Source organism: Embleya sp. NPDC127516, from assembly GCF_044765325.1.
Classification (GTDB): domain Bacteria; phylum Actinomycetota; class Actinomycetes; order Streptomycetales; family Streptomycetaceae; genus Embleya.
Window position 1 is genome coordinate 80,639 of record NZ_JBIWJT010000023.1, and the last position, 26,707, is coordinate 107,345.

Annotated in this window: 21 protein-coding genes and 2 pseudogenes; 10 read left to right on the forward strand and 13 right to left on the reverse strand. The window is 70.1% G+C overall.

Annotation, left to right across the window (positions count from 1 at the left end; translation table 11 throughout):
• Positions 1 to 511 precede the first annotated feature (511 nt).
• The 3 genes from dmpG to ACIRL2_RS35400 are packed head-to-tail and all read right to left on the reverse strand — an operon-like array spanning position 512 to position 3,302.
• Positions 512 to 1,543 carry a 4-hydroxy-2-oxovalerate aldolase gene (gene dmpG / locus ACIRL2_RS35390; protein WP_402237740.1) on the reverse strand — a complete coding sequence of 344 codons (1,032 nt, stop codon included), beginning with the start codon at positions 1,541 to 1,543 and terminating at the stop codon, positions 512 to 514.
• Positions 1,543 to 2,487, reverse strand: a complete 945-nt coding sequence (locus tag ACIRL2_RS35395; protein WP_395872777.1) for an acetaldehyde dehydrogenase (acetylating) — start codon at positions 2,485 to 2,487, stop codon at positions 1,543 to 1,545. The genes dmpG and ACIRL2_RS35395 overlap by 1 nt, the downstream gene beginning before the upstream one ends.
• Positions 2,484 to 3,302: a 2-keto-4-pentenoate hydratase gene (locus ACIRL2_RS35400; RefSeq protein WP_402237848.1), complete on the reverse strand. Its 819-nt coding sequence runs from the start codon at positions 3,300 to 3,302 to the stop codon at positions 2,484 to 2,486. The genes ACIRL2_RS35395 and ACIRL2_RS35400 overlap by 4 nt, the downstream gene beginning before the upstream one ends.
• 74 nt (positions 3,303 to 3,376) lie before the next feature.
• On the opposite strand from ACIRL2_RS35400, the gene ACIRL2_RS35405 reads away from it, so the two are divergent.
• The 4 genes from ACIRL2_RS35405 (at position 3,377) to ACIRL2_RS35420 (ending at position 5,725) form a co-directional block, all read left to right on the forward strand.
• On the forward strand, positions 3,377 to 4,138 hold the full coding sequence (locus ACIRL2_RS35405) for an IclR family transcriptional regulator (protein WP_402237742.1): 762 nt from the start codon (positions 3,377 to 3,379) through the stop codon (positions 4,136 to 4,138).
• 1 nt (position 4,139) lies between these two features.
• Positions 4,140 to 4,271, forward strand: coding sequence for a hypothetical protein (locus tag ACIRL2_RS35410; RefSeq protein ID WP_402237745.1), 132 nt, complete (start codon positions 4,140 to 4,142; stop codon positions 4,269 to 4,271).
• 219 nt (positions 4,272 to 4,490) lie between these two features.
• Positions 4,491 to 4,844 carry a tetratricopeptide repeat protein gene (locus ACIRL2_RS35415; RefSeq protein WP_395872779.1) on the forward strand — a complete coding sequence of 118 codons (354 nt, stop codon included), beginning with the start codon at positions 4,491 to 4,493 and terminating at the stop codon, positions 4,842 to 4,844.
• Positions 4,730 to 5,725, forward strand: a complete 996-nt coding sequence (locus ACIRL2_RS35420; protein WP_402237748.1) for a tetratricopeptide repeat protein — start codon at positions 4,730 to 4,732, stop codon at positions 5,723 to 5,725. Before ACIRL2_RS35415 ends, ACIRL2_RS35420 begins: the two co-directional genes overlap by 115 nt.
• A gap of 128 nt (positions 5,726 to 5,853) precedes the next feature.
• On the opposite strand, the gene ACIRL2_RS35425 is transcribed toward ACIRL2_RS35420, so the two are convergent.
• Positions 5,854 to 5,991 (reverse strand): hypothetical protein, encoded by a 138-nt coding sequence (locus ACIRL2_RS35425; protein WP_395872781.1) that lies wholly within the window; start codon positions 5,989 to 5,991, stop codon positions 5,854 to 5,856.
• A 118-nt stretch (positions 5,992 to 6,109) separates the two neighbouring features.
• Here ACIRL2_RS35425 and ACIRL2_RS35430 point away from each other — a divergent pair, with 118 nt between their 5' ends.
• Both ACIRL2_RS35430 and ACIRL2_RS35435 read left to right on the forward strand, forming a co-directional pair.
• On the forward strand, positions 6,110 to 6,355 hold the full coding sequence (locus ACIRL2_RS35430; RefSeq protein ID WP_402237752.1) for a hypothetical protein: 246 nt from the start codon (positions 6,110 to 6,112) through the stop codon (positions 6,353 to 6,355).
• 484 nt (positions 6,356 to 6,839) lie between these two features.
• Positions 6,840 to 7,175, forward strand: coding sequence for a hypothetical protein (locus ACIRL2_RS35435; RefSeq protein ID WP_402237754.1), 336 nt, complete (start codon positions 6,840 to 6,842; stop codon positions 7,173 to 7,175).
• Positions 7,176 to 7,365: 190 nt separating this feature from the next.
• Here the strand turns inward: ACIRL2_RS35435 and ACIRL2_RS35440 are convergent, their stop codons facing one another.
• The gene (locus tag ACIRL2_RS35440) at positions 7,366 to 7,593 is read right to left on the reverse strand and encodes a hypothetical protein (RefSeq protein WP_395872784.1); all 228 of its coding nucleotides are present in this window, start codon (positions 7,591 to 7,593) and stop codon (positions 7,366 to 7,368) included.
• A gap of 886 nt (positions 7,594 to 8,479) precedes the next feature.
• Positions 8,480 to 9,985, reverse strand: a complete 1,506-nt coding sequence (locus tag ACIRL2_RS35445; protein WP_402237756.1) for a TerD family protein — start codon at positions 9,983 to 9,985, stop codon at positions 8,480 to 8,482.
• Between the two features lie 531 nt (positions 9,986 to 10,516).
• On the opposite strand from ACIRL2_RS35445, the gene ACIRL2_RS35450 reads away from it, so the two are divergent.
• On the forward strand, positions 10,517 to 14,800 hold the full coding sequence (locus tag ACIRL2_RS35450) for a caspase family protein (protein WP_402237759.1): 4,284 nt from the start codon (positions 10,517 to 10,519) through the stop codon (positions 14,798 to 14,800).
• A gap of 291 nt (positions 14,801 to 15,091) precedes the next feature.
• On the opposite strand, the gene ACIRL2_RS35455 is transcribed toward ACIRL2_RS35450, so the two are convergent.
• From ACIRL2_RS35455 to ACIRL2_RS35465, 3 genes are all read right to left on the reverse strand, one after another.
• Positions 15,092 to 16,214, reverse strand: a protein-coding gene (locus tag ACIRL2_RS35455; RefSeq protein WP_402237851.1) for an IS3 family transposase whose coding sequence is annotated in 2 segments (ribosomal slippage) — positions 15,092 to 15,983 and positions 15,982 to 16,214 — 1,125 coding nt in all. Because the reading frame shifts where the segments join, the coding sequence is not laid out codon by codon here.
• A 181-nt stretch (positions 16,215 to 16,395) separates the two neighbouring features.
• Complete coding sequence (locus tag ACIRL2_RS35460; RefSeq protein WP_402237761.1) at positions 16,396 to 17,409, reverse strand: terpene cyclase; 1,014 nt, start codon at positions 17,407 to 17,409, stop codon at positions 16,396 to 16,398.
• Between the two features lie 344 nt (positions 17,410 to 17,753).
• On the reverse strand, positions 17,754 to 19,940 hold the full coding sequence (locus ACIRL2_RS35465) for an IPT/TIG domain-containing protein (protein WP_402237763.1): 2,187 nt from the start codon (positions 19,938 to 19,940) through the stop codon (positions 17,754 to 17,756).
• A gap of 316 nt (positions 19,941 to 20,256) precedes the next feature.
• On the opposite strand from ACIRL2_RS35465, the gene ACIRL2_RS35470 reads away from it, so the two are divergent.
• On the forward strand, positions 20,257 to 20,823 hold the full coding sequence (locus tag ACIRL2_RS35470; RefSeq protein WP_395872790.1) for a hypothetical protein: 567 nt from the start codon (positions 20,257 to 20,259) through the stop codon (positions 20,821 to 20,823).
• 186 nt (positions 20,824 to 21,009) lie between these two features.
• Here ACIRL2_RS35470 and ACIRL2_RS35475 read toward each other — a convergent pair whose 3' ends face one another.
• Positions 21,010 to 21,900 carry a hypothetical protein gene (locus tag ACIRL2_RS35475; RefSeq protein ID WP_402237765.1) on the reverse strand — a complete coding sequence of 297 codons (891 nt, stop codon included), beginning with the start codon at positions 21,898 to 21,900 and terminating at the stop codon, positions 21,010 to 21,012.
• A gap of 402 nt (positions 21,901 to 22,302) precedes the next feature.
• On the opposite strand from ACIRL2_RS35475, the gene ACIRL2_RS35480 reads away from it, so the two are divergent.
• Positions 22,303 to 23,337: a glycoside hydrolase family 19 protein gene (locus tag ACIRL2_RS35480; RefSeq protein ID WP_395872792.1), complete on the forward strand. Its 1,035-nt coding sequence runs from the start codon at positions 22,303 to 22,305 to the stop codon at positions 23,335 to 23,337.
• 411 nt (positions 23,338 to 23,748) lie between these two features.
• On the opposite strand, the gene ACIRL2_RS35485 is transcribed toward ACIRL2_RS35480, so the two are convergent.
• Positions 23,749 to 24,216, reverse strand: coding sequence for a sigma-70 family RNA polymerase sigma factor (locus ACIRL2_RS35485; RefSeq protein WP_402237854.1), 468 nt, complete (start codon positions 24,214 to 24,216; stop codon positions 23,749 to 23,751).
• A 43-nt stretch (positions 24,217 to 24,259) separates the two neighbouring features.
• Positions 24,260 to 24,700: pseudogene (locus ACIRL2_RS35490) on the reverse strand (sigma factor); the annotation flags it as partial.
• Between the two features lie 723 nt (positions 24,701 to 25,423).
• Between ACIRL2_RS35490 and ACIRL2_RS35495 the strand changes: the two are divergent.
• The gene (locus ACIRL2_RS35495; RefSeq protein WP_395872793.1) at positions 25,424 to 25,642 is read left to right on the forward strand and encodes a hypothetical protein; all 219 of its coding nucleotides are present in this window, start codon (positions 25,424 to 25,426) and stop codon (positions 25,640 to 25,642) included.
• A gap of 287 nt (positions 25,643 to 25,929) precedes the next feature.
• On the opposite strand, the pseudogene ACIRL2_RS35500 reads toward ACIRL2_RS35495, so the two are convergent.
• Positions 25,930 to 26,652: pseudogene (locus tag ACIRL2_RS35500) on the reverse strand (PP2C family protein-serine/threonine phosphatase); the annotation flags it as partial.
• Positions 26,653 to 26,707 lie beyond the last annotated feature (55 nt).

Below are 26,707 nucleotides of genomic sequence, written 5' to 3' on the forward strand. Positions count from 1 at the left end.
ATCGGGGAGGGGCCTCGGTCGGCGGCGCGATATCGCGAACCCGCCGTGGATGGGGTCGCGCTCACGGTGGCGCGCGGTCGGGACGCCTTCGCCGACGTCACCTGGCGGTGCGGCGCGCGGGGGCGATGCGCTCACGCTCCCAGCGGTTGCGGGTGTGGTTACGACCGGCCGGGACGGCGGTGCGGCGCCCGGTCCGAGAGGCGGCCGAGGGCGGAGGGCCGGTCGTGGGTCCCTGTCCTGCCCGGGGCTGGCCTGTTCACGGCGTGGCCGGAGGAGGCCGAACAGCCCACCGACCAATGGCTGTTCGACCTGCCCGAGGAGACGTCGACGGCGGCGGTGGTGCGGTCGGCACAGAGACGAGACTCCTTGACAGCGGCTACCCCCGGCTCGGCACGTCGCGCTACCGCTACTGCTACTGCTACCGCTACCGCTACCGAGAGCGGCGGAATCGACGGAGCCGTCCCAGGGGCGTTCCCCCTGGAACGGCTCCGTCGCGTCGCGCCTCGCCGGTTCAGGATCCGGTCGGCCGCTCGGCTCGCGTGACCGCGAGGGTCAGCGCGATGTCGACGATCATGTCCTCCTGCCCGCCGACGAGTCGGCGGCGACCGCACTCCATGAGTAGGTCGCGCACGTCGATGTCGTACCGCGCGGAGGCGGCCTCCGCGTGCCGCAGGAACGAGGAGTAGACGCCCGCGTATCCGAGGGTGAGCGTCTCCCGGTCCACGCGCACCGGGCGGTCCTGAAGCGGACGCACGATGTCGTCGGCGGCGTCCTGGAGGCGGAACAGATCGCAGCCGTGCTCGAAGCCCGAGACGTTGGCGACCGCGACGAACGCCTCCAGTGGACAGTTGCCGGCTCCCGCGCCGTGGCCCGCGAGGGAGGCGTCGACCCGGCGGACACCGTTCTCGACCGCGACGACGGAGTTGGCGACCGACAGGGACAGGTTCTCGTGGGCGTGGATGCCGATCTCGGTCTCGGCGTCCAGCACGTCCCGGTAGGCACGCACCCGCGCCGCCACGTCGTTCATGGTGAGCCGGCCGCCGGAGTCGGTGACGTAGACGCAGTGCGCGCCGTAGGACTCCATCAGCTTGGCCTGTCCGGCCAGTTCCTCGGGCGGCGCCATGTGCGAGAGCATCAGGAACCCCGACACGTCCATGCCGAGTGATCGGGCAGCGTCGATGTGCTGCGCGGAGATGTCCGCCTCGGTGCAGTGGGTGGCGACTCGGACGGAGCGGACCCCGAGTTCGTACGCCCGCTTCAACTCGTGCACGGTGCCGATGCCCGGCAACAACAGCGTGGTGAGGCGGGCGCGCTCGATCACGGAGGCTGCGGCCTCGATCCACTCCCAGTCGGTGTGCGATCCGGGGCCGTAGGTGAGCGACCCTCCCGCGAGGCCGTCTCCGTGCGCGACCTCGATCGCGTCGACCCCGGCCGCGTCGAGTGCGGTGACGATGCGCTTGACGTCGTCCGAATCGATCCTGTGGCGCATGGCGTGCATGCCATCGCGCAGCGTGACGTCCTCGATGAAGATCGGCGTGCCCATCAACGGCCTTCCTTTCCTGCCGCGATGCGCTCTGCGACCCGCAGGGCGGCGGAGGTCATGATGTCGAGGTTGCCGGCGTAGGCCGGGAGGTAGTGCGCGGCGCCCTCGACCTCCAGGAACACCGAAACCTGGTGGGTGGGTCGGGCGGCGTCGGCGACGAGGAGGGTGCCGACGGGCTGGTCGTCGGGGATCTCGGTGATCTGTACCTGCTGCTTGAGCCGGTAGCCGGGAACGTACGCGGCGACGTCGGCGACCATCTTTACGACCGAGTCCCGGATCTCCTCCCGAACGGCCGAGTCCGGGGCCGTGACGAGGCACAACACCGTGTCCCGCATCATCAGTGGCGGCTCGGCCGGGTTGAGGACGATGATCGCCTTGCCGCGGCGCGCCCCGCCGACCCGCTCGATGGCGGCCGACGTGGTCTCGGTGAACTCGTCGATGTTGGCGCGGGTGCCGGGGCCCGCCGACTTCGAGGCGATCGACGCGACGATCTCGGCGTACTCGACGGGCACGACGCGGCCGACCGCGGCGACGATCGGGATGGTGGCCTGGCCGCCGCACGTGACCATGTTGACGACGGGCGCGTCGAGGTGCTCGCCGAGGTTCACCGCGGGGACCACGTACGGTCCGATCGCCGCCGGCGTGAGGTCGATCAGCCGCTTGCCGAGCGGAATCAGCCTGGCGGCGTTCGCCTCGTGCGCCTTGGCCGAGGTCGCGTCGAAGACGATGTCGATCCCGTCGAAGCCGGGCATCGAGATCAGCCCCTCCACGCCCTCGTGCGTGACCGGGACGCTGAGCCGCGCGGCACGGGCCAGACCGTCGGATCCGGCGTCGATGCCGACCATGGCACCCATCTTGAGGTGCTGCGCGCCACGCAGCACCTTGATCATCAGGTCGGTCCCGATATTGCCCGACCCGATGATCGCGACCTTGGTCCTGCTCATGAGACCTCTTCCTCGCCGAAGTGCACCGTTACGGTGCCGAAGCCGGACAACGTGGCGGTGACCGTGTCACCGGGCGACACGGGCCGCATCGGACCGAGCGCGCCGGACAGGACGACCTGCCCCGCGCGCAGCGGATCGCCGAGGTCGTGGGCCGTGCGGGCCAGCCACGCGACGGCCTCGACCGGGTCGCCGAGGCAGTCCGCCCCCTTCCCGGTGGCGACCTCCGCACCGTTGACGCTCATCGACATCACGACGTCCACGGGCTCGGTCTCGTCGAGCGTGCGCCGACGCTCCCCGAGCACATAGGCGCCCGCGGACGCGTTGTCGGCGACGGTGTCGCCGAGGCTGATGTCCCAGCCGGCGACCCGGCTGCCGCATACCTCCAGCGCGGCGACGCCGTACTCGATCGCGTCCCGGACCTGCGCGGTGTCGAGCGCGCCGTCGGTCAGGTCGGCGCCGAGCACGAACGCGACCTCCGCCTCCACCCGGGGTTGAAGCACCTGCCCGCCCCGGATCGTGCCGCCGTCCGCACACGCCATGTCGTCGAAGAGGACGCCGAAGTCGGGTCGGTCGACGCCGAGCTGACGCTGCACCGCCACCGAGGTCAGGCCGATCTTGCGGCCCACGACCCGGGCCCCGGCGGACAGTCGACGTTCGGTGAGCGCGGCCTGCACGGCGTACGCGGCGGCCAGGTCGTCCCGGCCGATCAGGTCTCGTACGGGCGCGCACGGCACGCCGGACGCGGACGCCCCGGCAAGCCGCGCGACCGCCCGGGCGGTGTCGGAAGTGCTCGCGGTGGCGAGCGCTCGGTTCATGGTCACCGCCTCACTGTGCGCCCGGGGCACCCGTCGAACCAGCATTTCGTCTCGCTCAGCGATACGCTGGGCCGATGACGGACGCGGCCGGTCTCGACACGGTTCTCGGCAAGGCGGTCACCATCCTGCGCGCCTTCCGGCCCGACGACCGGGCCGTCGCCCTCGCGGAACTCGTACGGCGCACGGGCCTGCACAAGGCGACCGTTCACCGGCTGACGGGAGCCCTCGTCGACAACCGTCTCCTCGACCGGGTGGAGGGTGGCTATCGCCCCAGCGGCGGCCTCTTCGAGCTCGGGATGCTCGCGGCGCCGGAACGCAGCCTGCTGGAGGTGGCGACGCCCTTCCTCCAGGACCTGTACGAACGCACCCACGAGACGGTCCACCTCGGAGTGCGCGAAGGGCACGATGTCGTCTACGTCGCCAAGATCGGCGGCCACGACCAGGCCAGGTCACCCTCGCGCGCCGGCGGGCGCATGCCGATGCACTGCACCGCCATCGGCAAGGCGCTCCTCGCACACGCCGACGACGAGTTGCGCAACGAGGTACTGGCCGGGCCGCTCGAACGGCGCACCCCGCGAACCGTGGTGGCGCCCGGCATCCTGCGACGCCACCTGCGCCAGACCGTCGAGACGGGCGTCGCGTTCGAACGGGAGGAGTCGACCGTCGGACTCATGTGCGTCGCCGCACCGGTATTGGGCCCCGACCACGAAGCACTCGCCGCGATCAGTGTGGCCGGACCCACCGGCAGGTTCCGACCCGAACGATTCGCAACACACGTCCGAGCCGCCGCCACCGGACTCGGCATCACCCTGACCCGCCACGACCCACCACACTGATGTGCGCACACTGCTCGTCGGCTACGGCGACCACGGCGGGGACACCCTGCTGCCCGCGGCGTGTTCCGCCGGAATCACGTCGCCGCACTCGTCGACACCGACGTCGCGCGCCCGCGACTTTGTGGCCCTGTGAATGATCCAGCAGGTCTATGCCCGCGTGGACGACGTCGACGCCGCCACGTTCAGAGTGGGTCCGCACAGGCCGATCCCCGGACCGGCCCGGACACGCGTTTTCGCATCCGGGTTCGAAGCCGGCGACATTTCGAAGCCGGCGACATAGTGAAGGACTACTCGTCGTTCACGCCCGGGCCCTGACGGGCGAGGCCCGAGTTTCCGGGGCCGGACGGGCCGGGTGCGGCTGTACACCGGGGATTTCCCGGTCGCCGCCGACCTCTTCGCGCGCTCCCTGGAGCTGTGCACCGACCTCGGCGACCGCCTTGGGCAGGCCGATGCCCTCCACGAGATGGGCAGGGTGCGGCTGTACACCGGGGACTTCCCGGCCGCCACCGATCAGCTGCAGCGCTCCTTGGACCTGTACACCGACCTTGGCGACCGCCTCGGCCAGGCCCACGCCCTCCACGAGATGAGCCGGTGCGGCAGGTCACCGGGGACTACCCAGCCGCCGCCGACCAGTTGCAGCGCTCCCTGGACCTGTACACCGAACTCGGCAACCGCCTCGGCCAAGCCAATGCACGTCACGAGATAGGCCGGGTGCGGCAGGTCACCGGGGACTACCCGGCCGCCGGCGACCAGTTGCAGCAGGCCTTGGACCTGTACACCGACCTCGGCATCCGCGTCGGGCAGGCCAATGCCCTCTCCGAGCTGGGCCGGGTTGAGTTGGCCACTGGGGACTACCCGGCCGCCGTCGACCAGTTGCAGCGCTCCTTGGACCTGTACACCGAACTCGGCAACCGCCTCGGGCAGGCCAACGCCCTCCACGAGATAGGCCGGGTGCGGCAGGTCACCGGGGACTACCCGGCCGCCGCCGACCTCTTCGCGCGCTCCCTGGACCTGCACACCGACCTCGGTAACCGCCTCGGCCAAGCCAACACCTTGTGGGGACTGGGACGGGTGCGAACGGTGATCGGGGACTTTCCGGGGGCGGCCGAGGCGCTGCACCGCGCCCACGCCCTGTACACCGACCTCGGCAACCGCCTCGGGCAGGCCGAAGCCCTTCAGGACCTGGGGCGGATGCGAACGGTGACCGGGGACTACGTGACCGCCGCTCACCTGCTGCAGCGCTCGTTGGTGCTGGTGCGAGAGGTCGGCAATCCGCAAGGAGAGGCCGAGGTGTTGAACAGCACCGGTGCGTTGCCGGCACTGTCGGCCGGTCCCGGGGAGGCGTTGGCGGTGTTTCGGGAGGCTCGCCGGCTGGCCCGGGCAGCGGGGAGTCCGGTGGACGAGGCGCGGGCGCTGGAGGGCGCGGGCCGCGCGCTGGCGGCCACCGGGGACCGCGGCGGTGGGCTGGCGGACCTGCGGGCGGCGGTGGCTGTCTACCGGCGGATCGGCGCCGCAGAGGCCGCAGGTGCGGCGGCGTTCCTCGCGGGGTTGGAGGACGGCCCGGATGTGGTGGACGCGACCGGTTGACCTGCGGGTGCGACGTGCGACGGGGCGCACTCGGTCGATTGCAGCCCTGGCCTGTGCCGCCCCTCCTACAGCAGGGGTCCGGATTCGGTGAGCGGGGGTGACGGTCCCGACAGGACGGCGAGGCGGGGCTACCGCGGGATGCCGGAGCCGTACAGTGCCGTCGCGCCGGGCTCGGTGGCGGGGCCGGGGATCCAGTCGAGGACGCGGTGGCCGCCTTTGGTCCGGACGGCCTTGGCGGCCCAGGCCAGGGCGGTCTCCTCGTTCATGTCGACGGGGTCGTCGATGCGGACGACCCGCCTGGCGATCCGCGCCGATCGCGGGCACCCGTTCGGCGCACCGGCACCCCCGCCATACTGGGGCCGACGACCGGAAGGATCGACCGACATGCCCGAAGACCCGATCGGGCGGAACGAGTTCGCCGCGCTCACCCGACTCGTCGAGGCTGCCCAGGCCCAGAACAGTCGCGAGTTCGGCATCGTCAAGAGCGAGCTGACCACCCTCCACCTCGAGGTCGGCAACGTCGACCAGAAGATCGACGCGCTCGCCGTCGAGGTCCGCAGCGGAAACGCCCGCATCATCGAACTCCTGGCCGGTTTCATCGCCCAGAGCAAGGGCCCCGACGCCGGCTGAGCCCCGTGGCGCACCACGCGACCGGGCGTCGGGAATGATCCGCCGGCGCCCCGGGTTGTGATCCGGTGTCGGTTAGGGTGTGCCCCCGGGCCCAACCATTGCCTCCGTGGAATACCGGTTCGGCCGGAGCCACAGTGTGCCTTCCGCCGTGAGGCGGCCACCCCCACCGACCCTTGACATTCACGGCGCCGCCCCTTGGGGGCGGTGCCGTTCCGCATTCCAGGGCCCCGGCACGCCGCCACGCGAGATGCCGCGCAACTGCGGCCGCGCCCGGTCGGACGACCACACCGATTTCCGGGCCGATCGGGGCGCGGGTTACTTCCCTTGGACCGGTCGCCGTTCGGCTCGCCGGCCCCCGTGTCACGCCACCGTGCGTCGTCGTTGAGGCCGGCATGACCACCACCACCGACTGCGGCCCGCTCGCCGAGCTCCTGGCCGCGAGCACCTCGACATCGGCATCGTCTGGTGCTGCGAGAGCTGCCCCATGCAGGGCCGCCGCATCCACCAGCACATCGACGCCGCCCGCCACGACGCCGCCGGACACGCCATCGGTTACCACCGCGGCAGCTTCGCCCTCACCCGGATCACCCTGCGCCTGATCGGCGACCGGGAGCGCCGGGTCCGGCTGACGTCCGAGCGGGACGCCGACGTGCTCCTGGTCCCGCCGCTCGAGCCGTGGGACACCGAGCCGCTCTTCCCGCTTCAACTCGAACGCGCCTGCGACGCCGTCGACTGCGTCCCGGACTCCCGCCACCGACGCCGCCGCAAGGAAGCCGCCGCCGTCGACGAGACCGCCCCGGCGACACCAATGCGCCGGTGACGGGCGAAGCCTGCGCGGCTGTGACCGTCAGCGATGGATGGCCAGAGGCGCTCGAAACACTGCTGGTCAATGGTGGGGCGGTCATCGACTGTTGGCCACCTTGGTCGGGGTCGGTTGGCCATCCGTCGTCGCGGGCGGGAAGCGGCCGCATGATGGGCCGTCTGCCGAGTCCTCGATCGTGACGCTCTCGTCATTGGGGTCGCTGCCCCGGTCTCGCCGGCGGTGCGGTGTCGATCGGTGCGGGTGCGCCCGCGCGCGGTACGGGAGGGAGGACGGCGGGAGCGAAGTTGGCGAAGGGTTCCGCGGCGGCGATCAGGTCGGCCAGGGCGGGCGCGGTCTCCGCGTCCGGGTGTGCGGCGAGTGCGCGGCGGGCGGCGGTGACGGCCGTGCGCAGTTCCTCGTGACGGGTGGTGGGCATGGGTGGGGCCTTCCGGGTCGGGCGTGGTCGTCCGAGCCTCGGGTCCGGCCCCCGGACCACCGCGGATGTTCGACTCCTACCCAGGGCCGGCCTGCGGAAGCGGAGGTTCGGGGTGGGCCGACCGCCGGAACGTGGGCCTGGGGCGCCGCCCGCCGGTTCCGACACGCTGCCGGCGAGCCCGCCCGAGGGCCGGCGCCTGCGTGGGAGACAACGCCGGGCTGCGAGTCGGAGGCCGTCCCGACGGCTGAAGGATCCAGATGGCCAACGACGGATGCACATGGCCCACCAACGCTGCCCGTGGTGTCCTGTCCCAGTGAGAGCGATCCTGCGATCGGTCTTTGACCTGCGAGGGGCAGATTGAGTGGTTCAAGGACCGTTTGGTGGTCCCGTTCGATCTGCTCCGGATTTGCAAGGGTCGGGCCTGTGTCTCGTTCTAGCCCCGACTGCGGCGGGCGAGTTGTCCGTGGTGCTGTCCTCAATCGGTGGGTGGGGTTTGGCGCGGTCGTTCATTCTCTGGGGATGGTCGGCCCCGTGCGCAGGTCAGCGCCTTGATCACCGCGTGAGGTATGTGAGGCACGTCGTTCGAACCCCAGTCCAGGTGTTTCGGTCGAAGCACCTGGACTGGGGTTCGACGTTCGGGTGCTACGACGTCCCGCTATTCCTCTTGTTCTCCCGCATGGCCTGCACGGCGCTGTCGTAGCGGGCGGTAAGGCTGGGTCGGCCTTCCGCATCCGCTCCCACCGCTGGTCACGCAGGACCGTCCGGTACGTATGTGATGCCCCTACGCAGTGCCGGCCGAAGCTACGGATCCAGGCACCGGGGAGCCGTGGGCGTCCGCTCCGTGCGGAGGCCGGCGTCACCGACGCGATGGGGCCGGGCGCACCGGTCAGCGGCGAACCTTCAGGCTCCACTTCTCGGAGGTGCGGACCCCGATCAGGCCCGGCGGGACGAGGTAGGTTCCCGGCTTCCGGCACAGCTGCCGCTCGGGGCGCAGGTACGCGTCCATGGTGGCCAGCACTATCGAGTCGGACTCGGCCCCGCGGTCGACCCGGACGTGCACCTTCGCGGCGGGGCCGGTCATCTCGAGCAGTTCCCAGCCGTGGCCGGACAGTTTCCCTCGCAGCTCGCGGACGTCGTCCAGGGGCAGCACCTCCAGCTTCCACGAGGCCGCGTGGTCCAGTTTCACGACCACGTGGCACCAGCCGTCGGGCCCGACGGCGAGCGGACCGGTCATCGGCAGCATGGTGCCGATCTGTCCGACCCTGTGGCTGGTGCCGTCGGGCTGGATGGTGTGCACGTAGCCGGCGGTGTTCTCGGGGCCGTCGCACGTGGCCCGGATCAGGGCGGGCGGGCCGGCGTAGCGCAGCACGGCCTGTCCCCGCCCCTCGGCGAGCTTGCCCAGGGTCTCCACCGTGTCGATCGGGCGGACCCGCAACTGCCAGCCGCCGGAGCCCTCGACCCTCATCCGCACCTCGGGCTCGCCCTTGGCGAACGCCAGCAGCCGTCCCCGCGCGTCCCTGGTGGAGGAGAAGATGCTCAGCTCCTCCACTTCGCCCTGCTCGTCGAGCCGCCAGATGTAGAACCAGCTGTGCGGTCCGGGTACGCGGGTCCGCTCGAACTCCACGACCGCCGACCGACCGGGCTCTGGGTTCACCAGGGTCAGCTCCAGCTTGCCGTGGCCCTCATGGACCTCGGTGGCCGGGCCCGGTGCCTTCGCCAGGGACATCACCCGGGCCCCGCTCACGGGCACGCCCGGGGTCGCGGCGGGGGTTTTGTTCATGGTCAGGCCCGGGATCATGCCCGGGGGCGGGACGGCCTCCTTGTGGACCTCGGCCATCGCGGGGCCCGGCAGCAGCGCGGTCGGCAGGACCTGCGCGGGTATGCCGTAGTCGGCGGCGAGCGCGGCCGGTCCGGCGCTGTAGCCTTGGCCCACGGCGCGGAAGCGCCAGGCCCCGTTGCGGCGGTAGCACTCTCCGAGCACCAGGGCGGTATCCCCGCCGGCGTCCGTGACCTCGTACCTCGCCGCCCACGGGCCCTCGCCGCCGGCCACCTCCACCGACAGCCCGGTGACCGCGTCGAACGTCCCGCCCGCGGCGAGGACGGCGATCAGCACCCGCTGTACGGCGGTCTCCACCGCCTCCTCGTCCACCTCCAGCCGCTGGACGAGGAGCCCGCCCTCCGCCGCCCCGCCCAGGTGCCGTACCGCGCCCGAGGGGCGCGAGGGCCGATCGCCCCGGACCACGTCGGCTTCACCGCGGGCCCGGCCCGCCGCGTCCAGCAGCACCGCCGTGGCGGCCACCAGGGGGGTGCCCGGCCGTGCCTCGTGGGCCACGGTGATGCGGAACGGGCCTCCGGGCAGCAGGGTGTTGGCCCCCTTGATGATGATCGTCATACCGGCATCCTGGCACCGGCCGGCATCCGCGGTCGATGGATTCCATCGGATTCCGAGGGCGGGTGACCCCCGCATGCCGAACGCGCCTGACGAACCCGCAGATAACCGTGAGGCGTGTACGGAGATGGGCCTCTTGCCTCACACACCTCACGCCCTGATCGCACCCCAGATAACGGCAGATTTCGCAGTGGGGTCGCAGGTCGTGGCCGCGGAGTGCGACCGCCCATCCGGGGACCCGCGTGGTTCGGGCTCATCCGTCCTTGGCGAAACCGGGACATCCGCGATCGTCATCGTTCCGCGCGCACCGCTCGAGGCATGGAGCCGGGAAGCACCTGGGCATGTCCACCCCGGAACTCGCCCCGCACGATCGGGCCGAACCCGGTAGACGTGCCCGAACGCCGTTTCCCGGACGCTGCCATCACTCGACGCCCGGCGCAGCGTCCGCCGCGGCTTTGCCTGCGTTCGTCGGGTGTGACCGGTGGATGCCTGGCACGCTGTGTGTCCTGTCCGGGCACGGGAGTGGGGGCGTGGGTGGAGGTCGGGCGTGCGTTGGTGGTGGGGATCGGGCACTTCGAGGCGGATGTGACAGGCGGTGAGGTCGCGGTAGGTGCGTCGGCGTGGTCGGATCTGCCGTTCGTGGACGAGGTGGTGCCGTCGGTCGCGGCTGCGCTGAACCGTCTGGGATACGCGACCGAGGTGCACCGGGACGTCGACTCGGCCGCGTTGCGGGCCGCGGTGGACGGGGCGCTGGGGAACGCGCGGGTGGTCTACGTCGCCTCGCACGGGGACGCGGATGCGGCCAATCCGTATCGGGTGGACGTGGTGCCGGCGGACGCGTGCGTGGGCCGGGGCACGAACATCACGCAATGGGTCGACGACGCGCAACGGTTGGGGGTCCCGACGCTGTTCCTGTTCGACCTGTGTCGGTCCGGACGTGCTGCGGCGTTGCCTCACCTGGTGCACGGTACGGACTCGCCGGCGATCGCGTGGGTGCTTGCCGCTTCCGGAGGCGGTGAGAACGCGTACGACGGCCGGTTCAGCCTCGCGTTGGCGGAGGTGTTCGAGGAGATTGCCCGGACCGGACTGGACACCGACCCGGCGCGGTCGCACGTGCCGTTCTCGGTGGTGGCTCGCAGGATCGGTCGGCACGTCGAACGCATGGCCGGTATGGCTCAGACGGTGCGGAGCACGGCGATGGTCCTGGCGACGGAAGAGCCGGATCTGCCCTTCTTTCCCAACCCCTTCCACGACGCGGGCGCGGTGCGTGTGGCTCGGATGGACCCGGCACTGCGGGGGTTCCTGAGTCCCTCGGACATGCGTCATTTCACCGAGAAGGCGGGTTCTCGCTTCACCGGGCGTCGTTCCCAACTCCACTTGCTCGCACCGTGGTTGGACGACGTCGAGATCGGTGGCCTGCGGGTGGTCACGGGCATTCCCGGGGCGGGGAAGTCGGCGCTGCTGGCGGCGTTGGCGTGCGCCGCCCATCCGGACCTGGTGTCGGCGGCACCGCAGGTGCGCGAACGCCTGGACGCCCGGGACTCGCACGCCTGCCCGTCGGTCAACGACCGCCTGGCCGCCGTGCACGCCCGCGGGCGCTCCACGACAGAGGTGTTCGTGTCGATGGCCGACCAACTCGGCCTGAAGACGGAGCCTGATGTGTCGGTCGACGCGAAGGCATTCACGAACATGTTGCCGCGGATGGGCGAGGTTCCGGCGGTGATCGTGGACGCCCTGGATGAGGCGTCCGATCCGGTGGCGTTGTGTGCAGACCTAGTTCACGTGGCACGCGTGTTGCGTTCCGACGGCACACCTTCGGTGCGATTGCTGGTGGGTACACGGCCGTGGCCGAGGTTCGCCGCCTTGCTCGAATTGGCCGGTGCTGCACGTGGGTTGGTGGATTTGGATGACGCCGACCCGGACGAGGTCCGCGACGACGTGGCCGACTACTTCAACGCCCGCCTGACCGACATGCCCGCCTACGCTCCACCGGGCCGGCGTGCGATCCGGCGACATCTCGCCCAAGCCGTCGCCGACCGCCTTGTCTCCTCCCCTAAACAGCGGGCGGAATGGGGCGCGTTCCTGGTCGCGGAGGTCTTCACCCGCCACCTTGGACGAATTCCCGTCCCGAGCGACGTTGACGGTGCCCGGGAGCTGGGCCGCTCGGCGCCCACAACGCTACCCGCGGTCCTCGACTTGGACCTCTCCTCCCGTATCGATGGCCCCGGCATTCGCGCCGTCCTGTCGGCGCTGGCGCTGGCCCGGGGCGAGGGCATGCCCCTCGAGGTGGCCCTCCCACTGGCGGGGCTGTTCGTCGACCTCGCCCCCGACCACGCCCGAACCCTGCTGCCCGACGCCCTGTTCTACCTGTGTGCCACCCCCGACCACGACGGCACGCTCCTCTACCGCCTTTTCCACCAGGGCCTCGTCGACCACCTCATCCGACACCCGACGGTTGACGAGGCCGATTCCGGCCCCACCGCCGGAAAGATCCTGGACCACCTTCTTGTCACCCACACCGTCCACGACGGCCCCACCCGCACCTGGGACAATGCACCCTCATACGTTCTGCGTCACGCCCCCGCATATGCCGAAGCCGCAGGTCGACTCGACGAACTTCTGGTCGACTCCGAGTACCTGGTTCATGGGGATCCGGCCGCGCTCGTCACCGCGTTCGCCCGGGTCCGGACGGACGGAGCGCGGCTGGCCCGCGCCGTCTACCGCACCTCGATCGGCGATCATCGGGACAGCGGACCCGCCATGCGCCGCCGACTCCTTGCCCTGGACGCAACACGGCACAACGCCCGGATCCTTGCGACAGCACTCAACGACAGGATCGAATCCGGTGCATGGACGGCCGACGCGGCAACCGACGGGCAAGCAGACCCCGCACACCACGACACTCTCATCGGGCACACCGGTTGGGTGCGTGCGGTGGCGTGTACCGTCGTGGACGGGCGACCCGTTGCCGTCACCGGCGCCGACGACAACACCGTGCGGATGTGGGACCTGACGACAGGCACCCGACGCGGCGAACCCTTCATCGGGCACACCGGTTGGGTGCGTGCGGTGGCGTGTACCGTCGTGGACGGGCGACCCGTTGCCGTCACCGGCGCTGACGACAACACCGTGCGGGTGTGGGACCTGACCACCGGGCGGCCCCACGGCCGACCCCTCGCCGGGCACACCGGCTGGGTGCGTGCGGTGGCCTGTACCGTCGTGGACGGGCGACCCGTCGCCGTCACCGGCGCTGACGACAACACCGTGCGGGTATGGGACCTGACCACCGGACAGCCCCACGGCGGAGAGCTCATCGGGCACACCGGCCCGGTGCTCGCGGTGGTGTGCACCGTCGTGGACGGGCGACCCGTTGTCGTCACCGGATCCATGGACCGCAGCGTGCGAATGTGGGACCCGACGACCGGCACCCAGTGCGGATATCCCCTCGCCGGACACACCGGCCGCGTGAATGCGATCGGGTGTGCCACTGTGGACGGGCAGTCCATGGCAGTCACCGGCGCGGGCGACAACACCGTGAGGGTGTGGGATCTGACCACCGGGTGCCGCCGCGGCCAGCCCCTCACCGGGCACACCGACGAAGTGCTCGCGGTGATGTGCACCGTCGTGGACGGACGACCCGTTGCCGTCACCGGATCCATCGACAACACCGTGCGCGTGTGGGACCTGACCACCGATATCCAACGCGGCTCCCCTCTCACCGGACACACCGGCTGGGTGCGTGCGGTTGGATGCGTCGCCGTGGACGGGCGACCCGTCGCCGTTACCGGTGCAGACGACAAGGCCGTGCGGGTATGGGACTTGGCCACCCGAAGGCCTCCCGGCCGACTCCTCAGCGGACACGGCGGTCCCGTGCGCGCGATCGCATGTACCACCGTGGACACAAGACCTATCGCCGTGACCGGTGCCGGCGACAACACCGTGAGGGTGTGGGATCTGACTACCGGGCGTCCCCGCGGCCGACCCCTCACCGGGCACACCGACGAAGTGAACGCCGTGGCATGCACCGTCGTGGACGGACGACCGGTCGCCGTCACCGGCGCGAACGACAAGACGGTGCGGATATGGGACTTGACGACCGAGCAACCACCTCAGGGCCGAATCCTCAGCCGACACGCCGGAGGTGTGCACGCCATAGCGTGCACCACCGTGAGCGGACGACCCGTTGCCGTCACCGCAGCGGACAACGAATTCGGCGTACAAGTGCGGGACCTGTCCCTTCGACACCCCAACGGCCGGACCTTGGACGAATTCGGAGTCCAAGCGTCGGGCCGGTCCCGTCGACACCCCTACGGCCGATCCTTGATCGGACACACCGCCCCGGTGCGCGCGGTCGCGTGCGGCGTCCTGGACGGACGACCCGTCGCCCTGACCAGCGCCCTCGACGACACCATGCGGGTGTGGGACCTGTCCACCGGTATCCAATGCGGCGAACCTCTCACGGGAAACAGCAGCGTGCGCGCGATCGCCTTCACCAGCGTGGAGGGGCAACCCGTCGTCGTTACCGGATCCCTTGACCACACCGTGCGGGTGTGGGACCTCGCCACCGGCACTCCAAGCGGCCAACCCCTCACCGGACACACCGACCGTGTGCGGGCGGTCGCGTGCGCCATCCTGGACGGACGATCCGTCGCCGTCACCGGAAGCGATGACCACACCGTGCGAACATGGGATCTGACCACGAGGCGGTGTCTCGACGTTTGTCCGCTGCCCGCACGATGCGGAGCGCTGGCTGTGGGAACCGGCGAGCGCTTGTTCGTCGGTTTCGACATCGACATCACGCTGCTGACGCGCAAGTGAAGACCTGACAACACCGTCAAGCCGGACATACTTTGACGCAGGAATTGTGGTAATTCGCGGAGGAACCTGTCGCCGTGGGTGCGCGGTCCGCCCCGCATGTCCTCCAGCGGGCGGTCGGCGAGCCGGCTCAGGGTGTCGGCGTCCGCGTTCGGCACCCTCGTGCTGATCGGCATTGGTGAGGAGACCGGTCATCACTTGGTGACTCACACTGTATCCACCGTCGCGAGCTTCACCGAGCAGTTCCTCGATATGAGGTGCCCCGTGTTTTCCGGACACGTTGACTTCTGTTGTTTACGCCGCCAGCCCGAGTTGCTTGTGCTCGTTCAGGACTTCCAGCGGCGTGCGATATCCCAGGCGTGAGTGGAGTCGTCGGCGATTATAGAACCCTTCGATGTATCTGACAACCTCGCGGCGTGCCTTCGCGTGGTCCGTGAAGACGTAGCGGTTCAGCCATTCGTTCTTCAGGGCACCGAAGAAGGATTCCGCCATCGAATTGTCCCAGCACACTCCGGTGCGTCCGACCGAATGGCGAATGTTGTGACGACTCAGCACGCGGGCGAATTCCCCAGAAGTGTAGTTGCTGCCGCGATCCGAGTGAAATATCGCGCCCTTCTCGATGTCGATCCGTCCGCGGGCCATGTCGAGTGCCGCGGTGACCAGCGAGGTCTTGAAATGGTCCGCCATCGCCCAGCCGACGACCGCCTTGCTGTGGCAGTCGATGACCGTGGCGAGATAGAGGAATCCCTCCCAGGTCGGAATGTAGGTGACGTCACCGACGAGTTTGACGCCCGGCCGGCCCGCAGCGAAGTCGCGGCGGACCAGGTCGGGGATGCGCGGATGCGCGCCGTCGGCTCGGGTCGTGACGACCCGCCACGGCCGGGGCTGACAGGGCACGAGCCCCAGGTCACGCATCAACGCGCGGACGAGTTCCGGGGACGCGGTCTCGCCGGAGCGCGCCAGGACGGCGTGGACGCGTCGATATCCGTAGGTCTCGTGATTCGCCGTGAAGATCTCCTTGATCGCCGCCTTGAGGCGCTCCCGTCGACGTGCGGTTGCGGATTCCGGACGGATTCGCCATTCATAGTATCCGGATCGGGAGATGTCGAGCCATCGGCACATTTCGGCTACACGGAAATTCGCCTTCTCCGCGTCGACGAGTTCGTAGCGGGAACTCACCATGGTCGCGGGCGAAGTAGGCGCTGGCTTTTAGGAGGAACGCATTCTCTTCACGGAGTTTCCGAACCTCGCGCTCCAGTTGCCGTTCACGCTCCGTCGAAGTGTCGGGGTTCCGGGGCGCAGATTCCGGCCCCGCCATCGATCTGCGATAACGCGTCACCCAGGTCCCGAGTGTCGTGTCGTGGATTCCCAACTCGCGTGCGACCTGGGTGATCGGTCGGGGACCGTCCAACACCATACGGACGGCCTCGTCCTTGAACTGCTGTGTATATCTTGGCGGCACGTGCTTTCTCTTTCCGGTTACCTGCAACCCTACGCGGGTCGCTGTCCGGAAGATCAAGGGCACCTCAAACAGCCCTCCGATGGTCCTCAGGGGGCTGTTCGAGCGGTGTTTCGGTGTGCCGTTTCCCCGTGGGGTCTCAGGCCCGCAGGACCTCGTCGTGGTGGCCGGGGCCGGTGTCGGGCAGTACGTGGAGTGCGTCGCGGTAGCGGGCGGTGCGGGTCTGCCAGGCGTGGTAGCCGCTCATCCACGCGGACATGACGTCCACGTACGTGTCCACGGCCGTTCGCTGCGCGCCGGTCAGCCCCAACTCGTCGGCCATGGCCGGGACCCGGCTCGCGAGGTCCCGGAAGCGTGCGCAGCGGTGGTCTATCTCCTCGGTCGCGGCGGTCAGGGCTTTGTCGCGGGTGAGGGTGTGGGTGTGTTGGAGGACGAGGACGAGGTTGTCCATGTCGCCGCGGGCTTCCTCTTTTTCGAGGGAGTAGACGTCGTTGGCCATGAGGGTGACGTCGATGGCGAGTTCGCGCATGATCCGCAGGTGGGGGCTGTGGTGGGCGGCCGGGGGGACGGTGATGCGGGCGGCGTGTTCGCCCAGGGACAGGGGCAGGGTGGTGCCGGCGATGCCGCGGCGGACGTGGAGGTAGTGCTCCATGTCGCCGGGGGTGCCGCGGCGTCGGTTGATCGCCTCGTGGGGGTGGGTGGCGAAGTAGTACTCCCATTCGTGGGCCACGCGTGCGGCCCAGCCGGGCGGCGCGTGGTGGAGCGCGCGGTGCCATATGTCGGCGAACGCGGCGGTGCACGGGTCGGGTTCGCGCTCGGGCGGGGTGGGTGTGCCGCGGACGACGTCGATCAGCCTGCGGCACGCGCGGTTCGCGGCGGCGGGGTCGTGGCCCAGGGGTCCGTCGAACTGGTCGTCGAAGACGAAGAAGAACGCCATGGTGTCGGCGCACAGGTCCAGGGCGGCGCCGCGGGCGTGTGGGTATCCGAGGGCGGCCAGTCCGGGCATGTCCCAGGAGGTGTACCAGTCCAGGGCGTCGCCGTCGCGGACCAGGCCGATGCGGCGCACCCAGGCGAGGTTGCGTCGTCGTGTCGCGGCGAGGTCGGGGCTGATCCCCGTGGGGGCGGGGATGTCGAAGTCGATTTCCTGGGGCACGCGTTCCTCCTGGCGGTGGCGGGATCGTCACCGCACCATGCCCCGACCGGGGGCGATCGGGAAGCCCCGTCCGCACGCCCCGACGCCTGGGGCGGCGACCGGGTCGAGGCGGCCGTCCTGGTCGACCTGGTCAACGCTGAGCCGGTCCGAGATGTCCGGCACGGGTTGGGGTGGTAGCGCCATGACGCGGTCGGCGGTGGTGGTCTCGGCCGGCTCTGTCGGGGATCTTGGTGGGTCGGGCCGCGGTTCGCTCGTCGGCCCCGTCCCCCCGTGGACGCGAAGGGCATCCTGCGGTGGCCGGGCGGTTGATGCCCGCCCGGCCTCCGGTTCACGGGTGTTGCGGGTCAGCAGCTGGTCTTGGTGTCTCCGGTGTCGGTGGTGCAGGTGTCGGTGCCGAGGCCGCCGTTGGCGGTGTCGCCGCCGGTGCCGTCCTGGACGTTGATGGTGTCGTTGCCGAGGTTGCCGCTCATGGTGTCGGTGCCGGAGGTGTCGACGAGGGTGTCGTTGCCGTTCTGGCCGTCGAGGTCGTCGTTGCCGGGGCCGCCGTAGATGTGGTCGTCGCCGTTGTCGAACAGGTACAGCAGCGAACCGAGGAGGGTTTCCCCGTAGTTGGTGTCGTTGCCGTTCTCGCCGTAGAGGTAGTCGGCGCCGTTGCCGCCGCCCATGATGTCGTCGCCGTCACCGCCGTGGAGGGTGTCGTCGCCGTTGCCGCCGTCGACGGTGTCGTTCCCCGTTCCGGCGTAGATCAGGTCGTTGTTGTTGCCGCCGTTGATGGTGTCGTTGCCGCCCAGGCCGCAGATGACGTCGTTGCCGTTGGTCCCGTTCAGGGTGTCGTTGCCGGCGGTGCCGGTGATGGTGCAGCCGTGACCGTTGCCCACGGTGGTGTTCTGCACGGCGGTGTTGTTGCCCGGGGTGGCGTCGGCGACGGCGGAGGCGGTGCTGCCGGTGGCGGTGACCGTGCCGGTGGCCTGCGGCTCGACCACGACGGTGATGGTCGCCGAGGCGGCGTTGTTCACGGTGCCGAGTGTGCAGTTCACGGTCGGCGCGCTGATCGTGCACGAGCCCTGGCTGCTGTTCGCGGACACGATGGCGGCCGCGGATCCGGACAGCGTCAGCGCGGAGGTCGTCGATGTGGCGGTGGCGGAGCCGTTGTTGGTGACGGTCTGGGTGTAGGTGACGGTGTCGCCGAGCGCGACGGGGTCGGCGGAGTCCGCCACGGTGGTCGCCAGGTCGGCGTTCGGCGGCGCGAGGTAGGTGTACTGGTCGGCCGCGGTGAGCGTGCTGGTCCCGCCGGGCGTGGTGACCTGCACGTCGATGGTGCCCGCAGCGTGCGCGGGGGAGGTGACGGTGCACGAGGTCGCGCTGCAGGACAGGCCGGTGCCCGGCGTGCCTCCGAAGGTGACCGCGGTGGCTCCGCCCAGGTCGGTGCCGGTGACGGTGACGACCGTTCCCCCCGCGATCGGCCCGCTGGTGGGGCTGACGGCGGTGACCTCGGGGGCGGGGACGGTGTGCAGGGACAGGTGCCGGGCGCCGGTCACGCCGGTGGCGGCGGTGGTGACGGTGTTGGTGGCGACGTCGACCGCGAGGATGTTCCCGGGGGCGGAGCCGCTGGGGTTGACCTGGTCGACGACGTAGGCGGTGGTGCCGGTGGAGTTGACCTGGACGTCGGAGGGGCTGCCGAGGCCACCGAGGAACGCGGTGACGGTGAAGGTCGCGGTGTCGACGACGTGGACGCCGCCGGCGACGGCGCTGGTCGCGTACAGCGTGGTGCCGTCCGGGGTGAGCGCCAGGTTGACGGGACTTGTCGCGGCGACGGTGGCCGCGACGGTGTTGGTGGCGGTGTCGACCTTGGCGATGACCGAGCCGCCGCCGACGCCTACGTAGGCGGCGGTGCCGGCCGGGTCGACGACTAGACCGTACGGGGTGGACGGCATCGCCACGGTCGCGGTGACCGTGTTCGTGGCGGTGTCGATGACGGTCAAGGTGTTGGGCGCGAACGTGGTGAGGTAGGCGGTGGTCCCGGCCGGGTTCAGCGCGATGTCCTGGTAGTTGCCCGGGACCGGGATGCTCGCGGTGACGGTGTTGGTGGCGGTGTCGACGACCTCGACGACGTGCGCGGTGGTGTCGGCGACGTACACGGCGGTGCCCGCGGGGTTGAGGGTCAGCGCCACGGGGATCCCGGCCAGCGGGACCGTCGCGGTGACGGTGGCGGTGGCGGTGTCGATGACCGTGACGGTGTTCGCGACCGCGGTGGCCGCGTAGACGGTGGTGCCCGACGGGTCGACCTCCACGTCCTGAGTGAACCCGGTGAGCGGGACGGATGCGGTGGTGGCGCCGGTGGCGGTGTCGACGAACGAGACGGCCTGGCCGGCGAAGTTGGTGACGTAGGCGGTGGTGTGGCCGGGCTGCACCGCCTGCGCGGTCGGCGCGGCCAAAGCCACCAGGCCGGACGCCAGCAGCACGGACGCGGCGACTGCCGCGAGGCGCCGCCGGCGGGCACGGGGCAGGCGTGACTGGACGGTCGAGTACATCGAGTTTCCCCCTTCGTACCGCGACCCGGCGGCGGAAGCAGGAAGCCCCCGACGACCGCAGGCCGCGGCCGCACACGACCCCACGGCACGCCCGAGACGGTGCACACCGAGCGCCGCCGAAGGCGTCAGGGCCAACCTTCCGGACCACCACCCGGCCCGTACCCGACACCGGCGGGCACGGCCTGAAAGCCCCCCACAACGGCCGAATCCCCATGATCCGCCCCACACGGTGCACTCGCTGCGGGATGCGAGACCGGCAACCCGCCGCTGCACAGGCCACACCGCCACGAGGGCCACCGGGTTCCGGAGCGTTCGAGTGTCAGATCCCGGGAACCCGCCTGCTTTCACGTTCGATTTGCTCGCTTACCCAGAATGGGGCGATGTCCGAAACCGCCCGCTCAGTGAGCGTGTCGCAATGCTCGCCGACGTCTTGGCCGACACCGGACCACCCCTCGAGCGTGTCATGGCGACCAGCGATCGCGACGAAGCCCTGCACTGGCAGGACACACTCGCGGCCTTCGGGGTGGAGGGCTTGATGATCAAGGACCCCGGCCTGCGCTATCTCCCGGGAGAGCGCCGATGGCGCAAGCACCGGACGCGCGACACCACCGACGCCCTACTGATCGGCATTATCGGGACCGCCGAACGCCCACGCACGCTGCTGATCGAACTATCCGGAGGCCACAGGACGACCACCTCTCCACAACTCGACACCCGGCAGGCTCGCCATGTTGCCGAAGCAGTACGAGGGCGCCTGGACGCCCCGGCTCGCGGGCGAACCGGCGGCCACGTCATCCCACTCACGGCTCCGTTGCCCATCGAGATCGCTCTCGGCACCGGCCGTCACCGAACGAGCATCTTTGTTCGTATTCGCGACATCTAGGCGCACGGGCAGCCGAGTGGCTGTGTCACTGTTCGTGGGAGTCGTTTCGCGGTGCGTTCGGGAGTCACTTGAGGCGCCGTCGCAAGATCACTGTCGATGTGAATTGATGTCACTGCCCGGCTGTTGGCATGGAGAACCCGCCGGGCCTGACGCCCGGCGGGTTCGGTGTCGGTCCGTTCCCGAGGGTTAGGCCGAGCCGAAGAGGATGTCCGTTGCGATGTCGTCGAACCACTCCCAGAAGGGTGCGGTGGCAAAGACGTTCAGGTCTTGGTGGTCGAACGTCGAGACCAGGCAGCGTCCGTCGGCGCCGGGCGGGACGAGGATGCTCCACTGCATGCCGGGCTCGTACGAGGCGAGCAGGCGGTAGTTGTCGTAGTCGCTGAAGTCGTCATCGCCGTAGGCGTACTCGGTGTCGTCGTCCTCGTCGTCTTCGTCGGTCTCCCGCCATTGGGCGAACTGCTCGCGCAGACTGTCGCCCACGAAGACGTCCAGCGAGCCGGTGCCCATCGCCCATTCGGCCGTGGGCGCGGTCAAGGACGCGTGTACGGAGGCGAGTGTGCGGACCGGTGGGGGCAGGACGTACGCGGTGCTGCCGCTGCCCACGGTGTCGAGTTCCTCCGGGGGTCCGCCCCAGAACCAGTGGAGTCGGCCCTCGGGCGCGACAGAGGGCAGGTCGGTGACGGTGGACGGGGCGCGGGTCGTGCTGCGGTACGACGGCTTGAAGGCTATATACCCGAGGCGGTATTCACCCTCGACTCGGACCAGGACCAGGCCCATGACCTCGCGGGACAACCTGCCGACGAACTCGGGGAGTTCGGCGGCGACGGGCGCCCAGATGCGGGCGAGCATTTCGGTCAGGTCCTGGTCGTGGGAGACGTTCCAGGGGTTGTCCTCGGCGAATGGGGTGTGCCCGCCGCCGCGCAGGAGTACGCCGCAGACCTCGGCGGCGTCGACACCGTCGGCCGCGAAACGGAGGTCACGACGAGCGATGTCGGCGACCACCGCCGGGTCGCCGGAGGCTGCCGCGGCGAGAAGTTCGTCGGCACGGCTGAAGGTGTACGTCTGACGGTCGATCATGGTCGGCGAGCGTAACGCCGCGCGGTGACACGGCCGAACGCCCTGACCCGTGAGGGCACTCGGCGTTCGTTCATCCCCACCCGGCGCACACCGACGGCCTCGTCTCGCCCGGCCCTGGCACCATCCGGAAATCATCCGAGTACCCGCTTCGTCAGTAGGTGCGAGAGAGTCCCTCGAAGAACCGTTTCTTCCGAAAAGCCGCATTCGCGCTGCGCATCTGCAAAACAACTCCGGCAGCGCCTTGACCGGTCTAGACCAAGGCCCCTTTAGTAAGCGCAGCCACAGCCCGACCATCGGCTTCGGCACCCGGTTGTTGCGGCTTGTGGCGCACAACACCCGTGTACGGCTCGATACCCCTGTGGATTGCTGCGGCCTCGCGCCGCGTAAGGGAGTGATCAGGTAATGCGCACACGCCTTTTGGCAATTCTGTCGGCCGTCTCGTTATTCGGAGCCCTGGCGGTGTCGATCCCGTCGAACGCCGCCGCCGGCGTCACCGAATGCGCGCCGGCGTGGAGCTCCTCGGCCTCGTACAACGGCGGCGGAACCGTGTCCGACGACGGTCACAACTGGTCCGCGAAGTGGTGGACGCAGAACCAGAAGCCGGGCACCTCGCCCGTCTGGACCGACCGCGGCGGCTGTGGGTCGACGAACCCCGAGCCCAGTTGCACGCACCCCGCGTGGGCGGCCAACACGCCGTACTACATCGGCGACGTGGTCAAGCTGGCCGACGGCAGCTTCTTCCGCGCCAAGCAGGCCAACCCGGGATACGACCCGGTCGCGGCCACGTGGTTCTGGGAGCCCTACATCTGCGTGTCGGACGACTTCGTGGTCTCCGAAGCCCAGTTCGAGCAGATGTTCCCCAACCGCAACCCCTTCTATACGTACGCCGGTCTGACCGAGGCACTGCACGCCTATCCCGGTTTCACCAACACCGGCAGCGACGTGATCAAGAAGCGCGAGGCGGCGGCCTTCCTCGGCAACATCAACCACGAGAGCGGCGGCCTCAAGTACATCGTCGAGCAGAACACCGCCAACTACCCGCTCTACTGTGACGCCACGCAGCCCTATGGTTGCCCGGCCGGCCAGGCGGCGTACTACGGTCGCGGTCCGATCCAGCTCAGCTGGAACTTCAACTACAAGACCGTCGGCGACCTGTTGGGCCTGGACCTCCTGAACAACCCCTACCTGGTCGAGCAGGACCCCGCGGTCGCCTGGATGACCGCCCTTTGGTACTGGAACACCCAGACCGGCCCCGGCACGGTCACCGGACACGACGCGATCGTGAGGGACCTGGGGTTCGGCGAATCAATTCGCAGCATCAACGGAGCCCTCGAATGCGATGGCGGCAACCCGCGCCAGGTCGAGAACCGTATTGCCTCCTTCAAGAACTTCTCCGACATCCTCGGCGTGACCTACGGCGACAATCTGAGCTGCTGATCCGATAGACATCGCTCGAAAGGCGATGGGTGCGGCGAATGTTCGCCGCGCCCATCGCCTCGTGCAGGTGCAACCGCCCAAACCTTGACGTCGATTCGGCCGGAGCGAAGCCGCTCGATGGGCCCCGCGATGCGAATTCCGTGGCCGTGGACGGCCACGGAGTTCACGGGCCCGGTGGCGGGCCCTGGCCCGCGACCGTTCAGGCGTGGTCGAGGAAGCGGGCGGGAATCCCGCGCAGGTCGAGAGCCTCCGCGAAAGCCCGCGAGCCCGGACCCCGGACGTCCGATGTCGACGACACCTTCGAACGGAGCGCTCCCGGGGTGTTCACCACCGCGCGGGTTCCCGGGTGGATGTCACCGGAGGCGGCGCGGTGGCGGCGGGACGACCCTGATGGCGGTCGAGGCTCGGGGTTCAGGTCGTGGCGAGTATTCCTGTGCGCAGGGTGGTGAAGGCGTGGTTGAGCAGGCGTGAGACGTGCATCTGGGACATGCCCAGGCGTTGGCCGATCTCGGCTTGGGTGAGGTCGTCCCAGAAGCGGAGCATGAGGATGCGGCGGTCGCGGTCGTCGAGTTCGGCGATGAGTGGGCGCAACGTCTGCCGGTCGACAGCGAGTTCGAGGGCGGGGTCGCGGGTGCCGCGTCGGTCGTGTCCGGTGTCGCGCCGGCCGCCCGGCTCGGTGGTGGTGGGTGCGTCGAGGGAGTCCGATCGCAGGGCCGCGCCCAGTTCCAGGCCCAGCCGTACCCGGTCGTTGTCCTCGCCGAGGTCGGTGGCGAGTTCGGCGGTGATGGTTCGCGGCCCAGGCGGGTGGAGAGGTCGTCGCGGGCGCGAACGAGACGTAGGTAGAGCTCTTGTTCGCCGCGGCGGGCGTGGACGGCCCAGGTGTGGTCGCGGAAGTAGCGTTCGAGTTCCCGGAGATGGTGGGGATGGCGTAGGCGAGGAAGCTCGCGCCGTGGCCGGGGCGGTAGCCGTCGACGGCCTTGATCAGGCCGATCGCGGCGACTTCGTGCGGGTCTGCGCGTTGGAAGTAGCGCCGGCAGGCGCGGGTGACGAGGTTGAGGTTGTCCTCGACGATCTCGTTGCGCAGCGCGGCGTGCGCGTGCGTGCCCGGTTCCAGGGTGGCAACGCGGGTGAGGTTGCGGTCGGTGACGGCACACAGGCCGTCCGGGTCGGCGTGCTTCGGGTGGGGGTCATGGCGGAGTGGGGCCTCCGAACGGGTGCGCGTCGGATGCCGGGGCCGCCGAGAAGGGGCGGCACGATCGGCCCGGGACGGAGCCGTTCGTCGATGCCTTCCACCCTGCCGTCCGTCCACACCTTCCCGGTGGGACGCACTCGCGCGCACGCGGCCGACGGGAGCGCGGCCCATTACACGACACCACCTCTCGGAGGCACGCTGCCGTGTCACACTCCCGCCGACTCTGAACACAGGGACGATCACAGAAGAACATGTACAGACCGGAACTTCCCGGCGACACGTTCACCGGCCGGGTGGAGCCGGGCTGGAGGTGCGGCCGTTCGGGCGACCGGGGGTCGGTACGGCGCGCGCCTCTCGCCCGACGGCGGCCGTGATGGCGGCACGAGGGCGAGCTGCGCTCGTGGCGTGTGCGGTCGGCTTCCCCGTGGGAGGAGTGCCGCGTCACGCGGCCGCCCCGGGGCGCCGGGCGACACGTTCGCCCTGTCCGGCCCGCGCGTTCGACCGCGGGATGGTTTCCTCGTTCACGTGCGCGGCAGATGGGGTGGGACCGTGCCGAGGGCGCGAAGGGCCCGGCAGTGGTCGGTTCGGCCGGGGCCCGGGTCGATGCGGTGGTGTCGACGGGCTTGGGCGGGTCGAAGTTCCGGCGCTGGCCGGCCCCGATCGCCAGGCGCAGCCTTTCGCGTCGGAGGACATGGGGGTGCCGACCAGCGACCGCTGCGCCGGCGGGCGGTGTGTGTCGGTCGACGCAATGGTCGGGGCCGGCGGCCGGATGGCCTCGCGCTTCGGTGTGCGTGGTCGTGGTCGGGGCGTCGATTGCGGTTGTGTGGTGGGTGGTGTGGCGGGTACGGGCGTGGGGCCGTGTGCCAACCGTTCTTTCGGGAAGAGGGCTTTTCGATGATCAAGTCTTTGCATGACAGGGGTCTGCGTTCCGAGCACGCGTATCTGGCGGGTTTCGCCTCGATCGGGTTGTCGGTGCTGTCCTGGTTGGGGTCGATGAAGGTCGAGCCCCACGGCGTGGACCGTGCGGACCGGTGGGGGCTGTTCGTGGGCGAATGGGCGCCCACCTTCTTCGCGATCGGTGTCGCCCTCAAGCTCGAGGAGAATCGGGACTGAGGACCGGGACGGACCGCTACCCGCGGGGTGGGTGTCCTTCCGGTCGGAAGGACACCCACCGACGGGTCTCGATGGTGGTGGGGCGGCCACGGGCCGGCTTTCCGTGTCCCCGCCCAAGGCGGTGACGCCACGTTCGAGGAACGTCCGGGGTCCAGTGGTCGGTGACGCCGGAAGACCGGCATGGGTGTCGTCGCGACGTCGAAGCCCTGGGGAGTACCGATCCACAAGCGTGTCCGGGTGGGGGCCCGTTGCCTGTCCGGGGCGATTCCTTGCGCGCTCGGTCGCCACCCGGGGGTGGGTGGTTCGGTTCTCGAGGGTCGTGATGTGTTGGTGAGGTCGGCGCCGGTGGCGGCGTCTCGTCGGGAGTGGACGACGCCGTGCCGGTCCGGGCACATGACAGTCGCGTCGTCCTGCAGATGGCCCGTGGGCGGTGTCGACGATGGCCCCGATGAGGGCGCGGGCGGCCTCGCGGGGATGCGGCGCGCGGGTGTCGAGGATCAGGTCCGACAGGTCCGGGCTCGTGGCGTTGCGCTCGAGCATGCCGTCGGTCGGCATCACCAGTCGATCGCCGGGCCGCAGGTCCGGCGACCGCACGCGGTAGGCGGGGACTTCCGCAGCCGGGAGACCGAAGCCGAACGGCGGGTCGATGTCCGGAACGATCTCCCGTACCTTTCCGTCCCGCATCCGCAGCGGCCAGGGTGGCCGGCGTTGACGAACTCCGTCGTGCCGTCGAGGAGGCCGAAGCGCAGCAACTGGCCGGTGACGTAGGCCTGGTGGCCGTGGTCGCGCATGGCCCGATCGGCCTGGCGGGCCTGTTCGCCCGGGTCTGCGCCCGCGCGCCGGGCCCTGCGCAGGGCGCCCACCACGAGGGTGGCCGGCAGCGCGGCGTCGACGTCGTGTCCCATGGCGCCGGTCACCGAGAGCTGGACGGTGTCCCGGTCGATCACGTAGTCGAAGGTGTCGCCCCCGACGTGGTCGGCGGGCTCCAGCGCCCCGGCGACCGCGAATCGACCACGCGGCCGGCGAGTGGACCACGCCGGAGCTGCGGGACCTGGCCCTGGAGCA